General features: G+C 46.0%; 12 protein-coding genes. 3 read left to right on the top strand and 9 right to left on the bottom strand.

Features of this window, described 5'->3' with window-relative positions:
* Nucleotides 1-89: 89 nt before the first annotated feature.
* Entirely contained in the window at nt 90-494 is a 405-nt protein-coding gene (locus G7035_RS16475; protein WP_019688115.1) for a VOC family protein, read from the bottom strand.
* A gap of 308 nt (nt 495-802) precedes the next feature.
* Here G7035_RS16475 and G7035_RS16470 point away from each other — a divergent pair, with 308 nt between their 5' ends.
* A complete protein-coding gene (locus G7035_RS16470) occupies nt 803-1957 on the top strand; it encodes an aminotransferase A (RefSeq protein WP_019688116.1) in 1155 nt (384 codons plus the stop codon).
* Between the two features lie 525 nt (nt 1958-2482).
* Here the strand turns inward: G7035_RS16470 and G7035_RS16465 are convergent.
* The 7 genes from G7035_RS16465 to G7035_RS16435 form a co-directional block, all read right to left on the bottom strand.
* A complete protein-coding gene (locus tag G7035_RS16465) occupies nt 2483-3556 on the bottom strand; it encodes an ABC transporter substrate-binding protein (protein WP_016821690.1) in 1074 nt (357 codons plus the stop codon).
* Nucleotides 3553-4374 carry an ABC transporter permease gene (locus G7035_RS16460; protein ID WP_016821691.1) on the bottom strand — a complete coding sequence of 274 codons (822 nt, stop codon included), beginning with the start codon at nt 4372-4374 and terminating at the stop codon, nt 3553-3555. The genes G7035_RS16465 and G7035_RS16460 overlap by 4 nt, the downstream gene beginning before the upstream one ends.
* The gene (locus G7035_RS16455) at nt 4364-5176 is read right to left on the bottom strand and encodes an ABC transporter permease (RefSeq protein ID WP_016821692.1); all 813 of its coding nucleotides are present in this window, start codon (nt 5174-5176) and stop codon (nt 4364-4366) included. Before G7035_RS16455 ends, G7035_RS16460 begins: the two co-directional genes overlap by 11 nt.
* Complete coding sequence (locus G7035_RS16450) at nt 5166-6275, bottom strand: ABC transporter ATP-binding protein (protein WP_019688117.1); 1110 nt, start codon at nt 6273-6275, stop codon at nt 5166-5168. Before G7035_RS16450 ends, G7035_RS16455 begins: the two co-directional genes overlap by 11 nt.
* A gap of 75 nt (nt 6276-6350) precedes the next feature.
* A complete protein-coding gene (locus G7035_RS16445; protein WP_019688118.1) occupies nt 6351-7487 on the bottom strand; it encodes an N-acetyldiaminopimelate deacetylase in 1137 nt (378 codons plus the stop codon).
* A 182-nt stretch (nt 7488-7669) separates the two neighbouring features.
* A complete protein-coding gene (gene dapD, locus G7035_RS16440) occupies nt 7670-8383 on the bottom strand; it encodes a 2,3,4,5-tetrahydropyridine-2,6-dicarboxylate N-acetyltransferase (RefSeq protein ID WP_013372273.1) in 714 nt (237 codons plus the stop codon).
* A gap of 212 nt (nt 8384-8595) precedes the next feature.
* Nucleotides 8596-9501, bottom strand: coding sequence for a hypothetical protein (locus tag G7035_RS16435; RefSeq protein ID WP_019688119.1), 906 nt, complete (start codon nt 9499-9501; stop codon nt 8596-8598).
* Between the two features lie 232 nt (nt 9502-9733).
* Between G7035_RS16435 and G7035_RS16430 the strand changes: the two genes are divergently transcribed.
* Nucleotides 9734-10678, top strand: coding sequence for a DMT family transporter (locus G7035_RS16430; RefSeq protein WP_019688120.1), 945 nt, complete (start codon nt 9734-9736; stop codon nt 10676-10678).
* Nucleotides 10679-10753: 75 nt separating this feature from the next.
* Entirely contained in the window at nt 10754-11617 is an 864-nt protein-coding gene (locus G7035_RS16425; protein WP_017428242.1) for a sulfurtransferase, read from the top strand.
* Nucleotides 11618-11759: 142 nt separating this feature from the next.
* Here the strand turns inward: G7035_RS16425 and G7035_RS16420 are convergent, their stop codons facing one another.
* On the bottom strand, nt 11760-12764 hold the full coding sequence (locus G7035_RS16420) for a phosphotransferase enzyme family protein (RefSeq protein ID WP_019688121.1): 1005 nt from the start codon (nt 12762-12764) through the stop codon (nt 11760-11762).
* Nucleotides 12765-12786 lie beyond the last annotated feature (22 nt).

Below are 12786 nucleotides of genomic sequence, written 5' to 3'. Positions count from 1 at the left end.
AGTTCAATCACATGCAAGAAAGAAAGTAAACTATCTTTTTAGGATAGATTACTTTCCATGATACTTCGTTTGCTTAATCATCCTTACTTCTATGACTGCTCTGCCATATAAAAGAACTCCCATAGATGACCATCCAAATCCTGAAAACTCCAGCCATACATAAAACCATGATCTTGAGGCTCATTTGAGGGTTTGCCGCCTGCTTTCAAAGCTTTGTGAACGATCTCATCCACCTTTTCTCGGCTCTCCACCGATAGGGCAACAATCGCTTCTGTGCTTTTCGTGGCATCTGAAATTTCCTTTGAAGTGAACGTTTTAAAACGTTCTTCAACCAACAGCATGACAAAAATATGTTCACTAACAACCATGCAGGTTGCATGTTCATCTGTGAACTGAGCGTTGAATTCAAATCCGATGGTAGTGAAAAAATCAATGGAGTGTTGCAAGTTTTTAACTGGTAAATTCACAAAAATTTGTTTAGCTGTTACTCCCACGACATTTCACCTCTTCATTCTATTCATTCTACTTTATCATACTACTTCTCCACAAAAGATAACTTAACTATCTCACAAAGTCAATCAAGCTGACATTTATCTAGTTCTGTGATCGTTAAGTCAATTGGCTTTGATCACTCCCCATTTTCCTTATGATTACGCTTACAAACATACCCTATATTTAAGATACCACAAATTAGCCAATTTAGTACCTGAATTATGTAAAAATGAATTCTTCTTGCCGTAGCAAAATCAGATCATATTATTGTAAACTTGTTCTAATACAGAAAAAGGTGGCATTACACACTATGGAGCATTTGCTTAACGATCAGGTTAAAAATATTCAAATCAGCGGCATCCGCAAAATCGCCAATAAAGTTGCCGCATTACCCGGAACTCTGTCATTAACGATTGGGCAGCCAGATTTCCCCACCCCTGCACATATTATGGAGGCTGCCCATCGGGCGATTGATGAAGGTCGGACCACGTATACACCTAATCCGGGACTACCGGAATTACGCGAAGCCGCAGCAGCGTTTGTAGATCGCAAATACGGCCTGAATTACCGAGGACAGGATGAGGTTATCGTGACGAACGGAGCCAGTGAAGCGCTGGATATTACCCTGCGCACGATTTTGTCACCCGGAGACGAAGTCATTCTACCTGTGCCGATCTACCCAGGATATGAGCCATTGATCCGTTTGTCAGGTGGCATTCCAGTGTTGGCTGACACCCGCAACAGCGGCTTCAAGCTAACGGCCGAGGTACTAGAGCCTTATCTGACTGAGCGGACAAAAGCAGTCATTCTCGGGTATCCTTCGAATCCAACCGGACGAGTAATGAGCCGCGAAGAGCTGGAAGCCGTCGCAGATTTGCTCAAGGAACGCGATTTGTTTATCATCTCGGATGAAATATACAGTGAACTGATTTACGATACACCGCACGTATCTATTGCAGTTCTTCCAGGTATGCGGGAGCGTACAGTCGTCATTAACGGTCTGTCCAAATCACATTCCATGACAGGATGGCGCATTGGTTTTACACTTGCACCTGCTGAAATCACACAGCACATGGTCAAAGTGCATCAATACAACGTGACCTGTGCTAGCTCAATTAGCCAATATGCAGCACTAGAAGCCCTGACCGCTGGGGTGGATGATGCACTTCCGATGCGCGATGAGTACCGCCGACGTCGCGACTATGTACACGGAAGACTGACTGATATGGGAATTCCACTGGAGAAGCCCGAAGGAGCCTTTTATCTTTTCCCTTCCATCGCCCATTTTGGATTAAGCTCGATGGACTTCACCTTAAAGCTGCTGGAAGAGCAAGGAGTGGCTGTCGTGCCGGGAGATGCCTTTTCTTCCTATGGGGAAGGCTACATTCGCTTATCTTACGCCTACGGACAGGATGTACTGGAGCAAGGGTTGGATAAAATAGAGAGGTTTGTTAGAGGGTTGTAGGGAGTTAAGGTGGTTAGAGGCGCTACGCAGTCCATTTGATCTTCCGATCGCTGTTGCTGGGGATTCTTTAATTGTATAAAACATTTATAGGTAAGAATCCCTCAGCAAAGGCGAACGCTGCCGCTTCTCCAGATTCAATTGGCCCGCTTCGCTCGCTGCCCGCCTTAAAGTCCCACAATTTTCTAAGGTATGTGAAGTGGTAGGGTTAAAGACATTACTTACCGCTTCGCGCGGTGAGTACACAAAAAAGGCCCTTGAACCACCTACGTTGGTGGTTCAAGGGCCTTTTCACTCTTCCCCTACTCCCTCACCGTCGGCGTGGGGGATTCATAGGTACGTGGCTTTAAGCACGGCGCAGCGGAGGGGGCGGAATGGTGCTGGACAAGCGAAGCGGTCGCCTTTAAATTCCGATTTTCACCTTTACATATTCAATCATAAAAATTGGAATTTAACAGCGATGGTAAGCACCATCCGCCTCCGCAGCGGCCTCTAAAGCACCATTCCCTGATCCACAACGCCACTCCCCTACTTTAAATGCATTTTGAATTGCAGGAACAATTCATTATAGTGAGCGAGCATTCGCTTACCCAGATTGTTGTATACTTCCAGCTTATCTGTAATTTCAGATGGAGGATAGAACCGCTCATCGCCTGAGATATCTTCAGGCAGCAATTTCTTTGCATCCTTGTTTGGCGTGGAGTAACCTACAAACTCGGCATTTTGAGCGGCTACATCGGGCTGCATCATAAAATTGATAAATTTATGAGCCGCGTCCACATGGGTGGCCGTTTTTGGAATAACTATATTATCGAACCACAGGTTGGATCCTTCATCTGGCACGACGTAATCCAGCTTATCATTCTGATCCATGATTTCGGAAGCATCACCGGACCATACAACTCCAGCAGCAGCTTCCTCGTTGGCCAGCAGCATTTTAATCTCATCGCCAACCACTGCCTTGACATTGGGTGCTAGCTTCTCCAGCTTCGTCAAAGCTTGCTGCAAATGCGCCTGGTTCGTATCATTCAAGGAATAGTGGAGACTGTTCAGCGACATGCCCATAATCTCCCTAGCTCCATCAACTAGCAACAGGTTATTACGCAGCTTCGGATCCCATAGGCCATCCCAGCTATGAAAATCAATGCCTTTCGTCAGCTCCGGGTTAAATACAATCCCGACTGTACCCCAAAAATACGGAACCGAATATTGGTTATTCGGATCAAACGAAAGGTTTAGATAATGAGCATCTACATGCTTCAAATTCGGCAGTTTGCTGTGGTCCAATGGGAGCAACAGATGCTCCTGCTTCATTTTAGCCAACGCATATTCCGAGGGAACCGCTACATCAAATGAAGTTCCCCCCTGCTCGATTTTCGTCAGCATCGCTTCATTGGAATCAAATGTTTGATAAATGACGGTAATGCCCGTCTCCTTCTGAAACCGTTCCAGCAGCTCAGGATCAATGTAGTCTCCCCAGTTGTACACCGTCAGTGTGTTACCACCGGAGTAGCCTTGGCTGGAGTTCAGCCAGGCTGCCACGCCCATCAGGCCAAACGAGATAATGAAAATGGACAGAAACACGCGCACAAGCGACTTCATCTAGGCACCCCCATTTCCGCCGCAGGCTCTTTTTTACCATTACGATTCGCCTTGCGCATAATAAAGTAATAGCCCACCACCAGCAGCACAGTAAACAGGAATATGAGCGTGGACAGCGCATTGATGGACAAGGAAACCCCTTGACGGGCACGTGAGTATATTTCCACTGATAAGGTCGAATAGCCACTGCCAGTCACAAAAAAGGTCACCGCAAAATCATCCAGCGAGTACGTTAACGCCATAAAAAAGCCTGCATAAATTCCTGGCTTAATAAAGGGCAAAATCACCTTGGTTAGCACATCCAGCCGGCTGGCACCCAAATCACGCGCGGCATCGACCAGAGATGGACTCATTTCCTGAAGGCGTGGCAAAATCATAATGACCGCAATCGGCACACTAAACGCAATATGGGATAACAAAACAGAGTAAAAACCCAGCTTAATCCCAACCATCGTGAACAAAATGAGGAAGGAAGCGCCGATAATGACGTCCGGGTTCACGATTAATACATTGTTGAGCGACAGCAGCGTATTTTTGACTCGACGGTTCTGCATCTGATGAATAGCCAGTGCCCCCATGATCCCAATTATCGTAGCCAATGCAGACGACAGCAAAGCAATCACCAAAGTGTTAATGACAATAATGATCAAACGGGTGTCTGCGAACACCTCTTTGTAATATTGAAGTGTAAAGCCCTCAAACTCGTGCATGGTCCCGCCGCTGTTGAAGGAATAGTACATCAAATACAAGATAGGTGCATACAACACGAGAAAAACAATCACCAAATAAATATTTCCGAATCGGTTTTTATTTGCCATGCCGCACCCTCCGTTTCGTTCGCGAGGTGAGCAGCATAATGATCGCCATCGCCAAAATCAGGAACACAGCAACTGTAGAGCCCATACCCCAGTCCTGAGTAACCAGAAAATGCTGCTCTATCGCCGTTCCCAGCGTAATCACACGGTTACCCGCAATCAGACGGGTAATCATAAACAGCGACAGCGCTGGAATAAACACAGCCATACAGCCGGATCGCACACCCGAAAGTGTTAACGGGAAAATAACCCTGCGAAACGCGGTCCATTTGGAGGCTCCCAAATCACGGGCTGCGTCCAGCAGTGAAGGATTCAAACCCTCCAACGCATTATAGATGGGCAAAATCATAAAAGGCACAAAAATATACACAGATACAAACACAAAGCTGGAGCTGGTAAACAATATTTGCTGACCACCCAACCCAACCATTCCTAGCACCGCGTTCACCGGACCATAGGTTCCGAAAATGCCAATAAAGGCATACGTTTTGAGCAACAAGTTAATCCAAGTAGGCAAAATAATGAGCAACAGCCACAGCTGCTTATGCTTGGTGCGAGTAAGTAAATATGCCGCTGGATACGCCACGAGCAGTGAACATACCGTAATCAGAAATGCATACCAAAACGAGCTAAGCGTCATGCTTAAGTAAACAGGTGTCAGAAACTGAGCGTAGTTGCTGAATGTGAGATGACCATCCACATCAAACAGTGAATAGTAAAATACAAGGACAACTGGCGCCGCCACGAACAGCACAATCCATAAATAGTAAGGCAGCAGATACGCTGCTCTTGTATTACCGGACATGCTGATCCACCTCTTCATAGGCTTCCAGACGTCGATCAAATTCTTCCTCTGTCTCCCCAAAGCGCATGACATGAATGGCTTCCGGGTCAAATTTCAGGCCGATTTCACTTCCCAGCTCCGCCTTTTTGGTAGAATGCACGAGCCATTCCTGTCCTGAATCATCATAGCAGCTTATTTCATAGTGAACACCACGGAACAATTGAGTATCCACCTTTACCCGCAGCTTGCCTTCAGCAACACTCGTAATCTCCAAATCCTCGGGCCGGATCACAATTTCAATCGGTTCGTCCGGACGCAATCCTCCATCGACACATTCAAACTGTCGACCATTGAATTCCACTTGATAATCCGCGATCATACGTCCAGGAACTATATTCGATTCGCCGATAAAATCAGCAACAAACCGATTAATCGGCTCATCATAGATATCATTTGGGGTACCGCTCTGCTCGATCTTGCCTTTGTTCATGACAAAAATTTCGTCTGACATGGCCAGCGCTTCCTCCTGATCATGCGTAACGAATATAAAAGTGATTCCCAGGCGCTGCTGCATTTCACGCAAAATATACTGCATTTCTGTCCGCAGCTTTAAATCCAGTGCCGACAAAGGTTCATCCAGTAAAAGAACATCAGGCTCATTGACGATAGCCCGTGCAATCGCTACACGCTGACGCTGCCCCCCGGACATCTCGGAAATTTCCCGTTCACCGTAGCCTTCCAGATTGACAAAGGACAACGCCTGTGTCACCTTTTCCTGAATGTCCTTTTTGTTCATCTTTTTGATTCGCAGACCAAAGGCTACATTTTCAAACACGTTCAGATGTGGAAATAGCGCATAATCCTGAAAAACCGTATTGACCTGCCGCTCATTGGCCGGAACACGATTAATGAGTTTATCATTCAAATAAATAGAGCCTTCTGTCGGCTCTGCAAAACCTGCAATCATACGCAAAATTGTCGTTTTGCCACAACCGGAAGGGCCCAGCAGTGTATAAAATTTACCACGCTCAATCTCAAAGCTGACATCCGCCAGCACTGGGGGATCGTTGTCATATTGTTTGGTCACCCGCTCAAATCGGATGATGGTTTGCTCTCCCATAACACCCTCCTTCAAAAATTCGACTTCATTCCATTACATTCTCTTCATTAAACATAATTATTCAGGCTGTATCATTCACCCTTGAGACTTCCATGTAAAATAGTCTGTCAACACACGGATGGCCACCTCGATGGCTTCCTCCGCAGGCTCCAGCTTGGCATGGTGCAAGCCATAAGGCGTATCCACCCCAAGCCAGAACATCAGACCGGGAATTCGCTCCAGGAAATACCCGAAATCCTCTCCCGTCATCGCTTCTCCGCATTCAACGAGCTGCACATCCTGCCGGTTACTGACCCAGTTCATGAATTCCTCAGTCACCTTGGCTTCATTGTACACTTGCAAATAATTGGAGCCATAATGAATCTCCGCTTGACATTCAAACCCAGCTTCCACACCGCGCACCAGCGCCTCAATCCGTGATTTAACCAGCGTCATCGTATCGGCAGACAGCGTACGGATTGTACCTTCCAAACGAGCGGTTTCCGCGATGATATTTTGCTTCGTGCCTCCACTAACCTTGCCAACGGTAATGACTGCGGCATCCAGTGGGTTCACGTTACGGGCTACCACCGTCTGTAATTGCCCTACCAGCTGGCAAGCAGCTACTACCATATCATTCGCCTTGTGTGGATAAGCAGCATGTCCCCCCGTACCCTTGAGATCGATGAAAAGCTCTGACGTATTGGCAAACAGGATACCCGGGCGAGTAGCAATTGTGCCTACAGGATATTCTGGTGCAACATGCAATGCGACAATTTCATCCGGCATCCAGTCGGCCAGCTCCGTGCTGTCCCGCATAGGCAAGGCTCCACCAGGTCCTTCCTCCGCAGGTTGAAACAACACGACCAGATCATCCTTCATCGGATGGCTCGCAAAGTGAGTCACAATTCCCAATCCAATCGTCATATGTAAGTCGTGTCCACAAGCATGCATGTAGCCAGGATGAGTCGAACGGAAATCGTAACCCGTCTCTTCCTCGATGGGTAAACCATCCATATCACAACGATATCCATAGCGGCGCTTAGGAGCCGTTCCATGAATGAATACTAACACGCCCGTACGCCATGTACGAATCTCCAGCCGCTCCTGAGGGAGCGTTTCCAAGTAGTTCAGCAAGTATCGTTGTGTTTTATATTCCTCAAACCCTAGTTCGGGAATTTGATGCAGATCCCTTCGTATTTGAACAAAAGAACGATAATTGGCTGTACTCATTTTGCTGCTACGCCTCCTCTTTATAGCTCATCAGCTCTTACCTGGCAAAAGAACAAAAGGACAAAAGCCCGGCGCAGCCGCCGAGCCTTGTCCGTTGTGCTTCGTCCCTAAGTTATGCTGTCAGTGCATCATGCTCCTGACAAGGAATCGTTCACCTTTGGTACATAAAAAACTTTGCCTTCTTACAAAACGCGCAGTTCTTTCAAAATCTCAGTTTTGGATTTGGTCTTGTCATCGACTTGTTTGATTACACGTGCAGGTGTACCCGCTACTACAGAGTATGGAGGCACATCTTCAGTTACAACCGCTCCGGCTGCGACAACTGCACCTTTACCAATGCGTACGCCTTCCAGTACAACCGAGTTCGCACCGATCAATACTTCGTCTTCTACGATAACGGGCTGTGCGGAAGGTGGCTCAATGACACCTGCAAGGACAACGCCTGCACCGATGTGGCACATGTTGCCTACTTTAACACGACCGCCAAGTACAGCATTCATATCAATCATAGTGCCTTCACCAATCGTAACGCCAATGTTAATTACTGCACCCATCATAATGACTGCGTTGTTACCGATGCCTACCATATCACGGATATAGGCGCCTGGCTCAATGCGTGCATTAATGCCTTTCAAATCCAGCATAGGAACAGCGGAGTTACGGCGGTCATTTTCCACCACATAATCTTCTTCTTTAGCGTTTGCGCTATCCAGTACCGGCTTGATATCGGCCCAATCACCAAATACCACACCGCTGTCTCCAGAAATAAAAGCTTGAACGTTCTCGCCAAAAGATGCGGAAGCCAAAGCCCCTTTTACATATACTTTAACAGGCGTCTTTTTCTTGCTGTTTTTAATCACGTTGATGACTTCTTGTGTATTCATTTCGATGGACATATTAAATCTAACAACTCCTTCATCGCTTCATACGACTTCGCAAGCCGGAATGATCTTATTCTCTCATCCTTTATAGCACAAAAGTGCAGGTCTCGCAATTACAGATTAGACCCTCGAAGCGCTAACCTAGTACCTGAAACAACAAATTTCAGCAGTTTAACTGCCTTAAATTCATAATTATAAGCCAGCATCCATCTGACTTTACATCAGGATTATTTATTAGCTTGCAGGCTCTCCAGCGATGTATATATGAAGGATTCGAATCCTTCAGCAGGCTCCCCTTGTGGAATGTTCACTTTGACGCTGAAAGCGCCCGTAGTATTTTCTACAACAATATATTGTCGTGTAATCTTCGAATCGTTCGCTTGCAAGAACAGACGGCTGCTGGTCAGCGCTTTAGGCACGTCTGCTTTGTCCAGCTTTTGCACCTTGCCAATGGAAGTCAAGTCCTTCTCGCCTTCTTTTTGAAGCTCATCTAAATTAAAGTTGGAGGGCAACTTCGTAATTTCGGCATAGTAGTTATCATCCACCGCTAAGGCGACACGGTTTTGATCTGGGAACAGGGACATCGGATCAAACACATACAGCGAATATCCCTCTCCCTTTGCCAAGGTTGCTGTCTGCTTTTCCTTTTTCCCTTCAAGAGTAAGCTCAAAAGTTTGAGTTTTCGCGCGTTCCCCGCCTACTTGCTGACCAGAACTTCCGTTTTGATTACCATCTGTTGCAGCCTCTGTCTTTTGTATTTTCGTTAAAGTCAGTTGCTTCGCTGTCGCGTCGCCCTCTACTGTTTTTTCGTTATATTCAAACGCTACTGGATCACCTTCTTTAAGTCCAGCTATTACCGTATCCATCCCCTCCCCTAATTGGAAGGATTGGGCTTCGCCGTTGGTTTCAATCTCTACCGTATGTGGGTCAGCAGCTCCGTTGTATACGCCTGTGCCTTTTTTAACCTGCGGTTCAGCAACCGGCTCTGGTGCGACTTGCGGCTGTTGCGTTTGCGGTTGGTCTGCCCCTGAAGGTGCATTGTTATTGGTTTGCGTTTTCGTACCACAGGCTGATAGAGCCAGCACTGCCACGACAGTCAGTAGTATGATTGAAAATGTGTTATGTTTCTTCATAAAATCCACCTCCACTATGTTAGACGAGCTTGTGCAGCAAAAGTTCTATGCAGCATCTCACTTAAAATCCTCCCTCTCGCTCCCGTTGATTATATTCTCAGTATTTTGCAAAATCCTAATACCATGGGAATGCCAGGTACGGTATAATGAGCTATATTAAACCTCATTTTCGAGATACCGTTAGAAAGAATTTTAACGTATTTATTTTCTTTCATACGGATGGAGCTGCCACATGAATCAAGCACACAAACCGTCGTTTTCCTTTGAATTATTGTACATCATAGGTATTATCGCTATTTCGTTCTCCTCGATATTCGTCAGATGGTCTGAAGCCGAGGTGTCCGTCATCGCTATGTACCGTCTGTACCTGACCAATCTTCTGATGCTGCCATTGGTCTGGAAATACCGCACCGAGCTATTCAGCCTCACTCGCAAGCAGTGGATGCTGATCCTCTGGTCCGGAATCGCGCTAGGGCTGCATTTCTTGCTGTGGATGGGCTCGCTGCGACTGACCACCGTTGCAAGCTCTACCGTTATTATGACATTGGAACCGATCCTTGTCATGCTCGGTTCTTTTTTGTTTTTCCGGACAGGCACGAATCGCGCTATGCTCTTCGGAATGGGTATGGCCTTTGTCGGCTCACTGGCCATCGGCGCAGGGGATTTTCATGTCTCAGGACAAGCTCTGCTCGGAGATGCACTGTCCTTCTTGGGCATGATCGCCGTGTCCATCCACATGCTAATGGGCAAGCATCTACGCGAGCATTTGAGCGCTTTTGTCTATAACTTTTGGGTTTTTATCATCGCAGCCACATCGCTTGCGCTGTATAATGTGGTCAATGCTATACCTTTTACTGGATATGCGCCACGGGAATGGGGGCTGTTCCTGCTGCTTGCCATAGTGCCTACGCTGTTCGGACATTACCTGTTTAACTGGCTTCTCAAATACATAAACGCCACCGCGGTGTCGATGGCGGTACTCGGTGAGCCTGTTATTTCTTCCCTGCTGGCATGGGTGCTGCTCGGGGAAAGGCTGTCTGCCTTGCAGTTTGGTGCAGGCTTTTTCATTCTGTTTGGAGTATGGGTTTTCATCCGATACGGAACGGATTTTAAAAAGCAAGTTGTCCACCAAAGTGAAATGCCTGACAATGAGCCCCCCCTGAAGGTTAGCTCTTAGCTTATTACCCCATTTTCATAAACCATACTCAATGGATTAAATTTACTGTTAAAAAAAAGGAAGGCGGAATCCTCTATGAAATCCATCGTATCTAAGCGCTGGCTGTTGGCCCGATTGTATGAACCCGACATAATCATTGCCGACTGCCGTTCCGTGCTCGGACAAGCCGGGGCTGGACGGACCGAATTTAATGAAGACCACATTCCTGGGGCGATTCACTTCGATTTGGAAGAAGACCTTACCGCTCCTCTAGGCGAGCATGGTGGTCGCCATCCACTACCTGATGTAGATACACTTGCTGCACGTCTGAGCCGTGCCGGGATCAATGCAGGTTCACGCATCGTCGCTTATGATGACCAAGGGGGGATGATGGCCTCCCGCTTCTGGTGGCTGCTGCGCTACCTTGGTCATGAGCAGGTATACGTGCTGGAAGAAAGCTACAGCGCTTGGAAGGAAGCAAAATTCCCCGTTACGGCAGACCAGCCGATTCGCATTCCCTCGACCTTTGTGGCAAATATTCAGCCACAAATGCTCACAAGTATGAAAGAAGTACAACGTATATCCGAAGCTTCTGTTCCTGTTGGCTCCTATATCGGGTTTTCACCTATATTGATCGACTCCAGAGAGCGGCCACGCTACCTGGGACTGGAAGAGCCTATAGATCAAGCAGCGGGGCATATCCCCGGTGCAGTGAATTTCTTCTGGAAAGAGGTCTTGGACGAAAAGGGTGCATTTAAAAATGCAGAGCAGTTGAAACAGCATTTCTCTGATCTTGATCAGGACGCTGAGATCATCGTATATTGCGGATCAGGCGTATCCGCCTGCCCGAATGTTCTGGCCTTGAATGAGGCAGGATTTAGTAATGTGAGACTCTATCCAGGAAGCTGGAGCGATTGGATCAGCTATGAGGAAAATCCGGTGGCGACCGGGGAGGAATAATCCGTTTTTAACGGATATAAAGGTTTTAAAGACAAACCCACTGCCTTAAGCGGTTAGACTCATGGCAGTGGGTTTGCTTTATTTATGTAAAGGATCTCTAGGTTGATTTCGGAATATAGTTATCATTAGCTTTTCATACTAATTAAAATATAGGGTTTAATTCCAACCACTTTTGAAGCAGTTTAATATCTTCATCTACATTTCTGATGACAGCAGAGTCTCCCCAAGTATTTGGAAGATAAGAAATGTATAGAGTGCCAATATTAAAAATTCTTCTGAAGGGAATAAAGAGGGCAATAGAATCTACTTCACTTTGGCTCATAGCTCTAACCTTGTTATATCCATTTAAGAATTGATATTTTCGTTCTTCTCTCTTTTTTAATTTCGTTTCGTCACATCCCATGCCAAATGGGAAAGCATACATAGATATGTCATATGCTCTCCATCCATTTCCACAGAAATCAAAATCAAAAAGGATAGGATTGCTGTTAGCGTCAACTCGGATATTCCCACTATATATGTCGCCGTGACATATACCATATTGCGGTCTTTCAACAGTTAAACACTCTAGTTTATCGCTCACATTCTTTGCAACTTCCTCTAAAAAATGCAGGTCAAAATCATGAATGGTTGAGAACTGTCTGATAGCATCCATAGAATTATCTATAAATGAGGCAGCATCTAGATTCCATCGTTTTTTTCCAAGCTCACATTTGTCCCAAGCATTATGAATTGTAGCGATATAACTACCTAATCTCTCATTTAATTCAGCCGTTTCCTCAATTTGATTAAACTCATGTTTTCCAACAGACGTATATAGCACTCCATACCTTATCCCATTTGCAGTGTTGAACTGTGAAATAAATTTTCCATCATGTCTTGTAACTGGTGTAGTGATTTTAATGTCTGATGATCTTAGGTGATTGAGCAAATCTACCTCTGCTTGTATTTCTTCCATGCTTCTGATCCCTTGACGGTATACCTTAAAGAAATACTCTTTTTCGTCTGCATTAACTCTATATATGTCATGTATGCCTCTATAAAATAACCGGCATTTAAGTAAGCCATAAGAAAAATATTCCCTTGAAATGTACTCACGAAGTGCATCGGCAGATAGTACAGATATCTCCAACGGAAAAATATCCAAATGAATATCTCCCTTCAATTTA

This window comes from Paenibacillus polymyxa (assembly GCF_015710975.1).
GTDB lineage: Bacteria > Bacillota > Bacilli > Paenibacillales > Paenibacillaceae > Paenibacillus > Paenibacillus polymyxa.
This window is presented reverse-complemented; position numbering and strand designations above follow the sequence as displayed.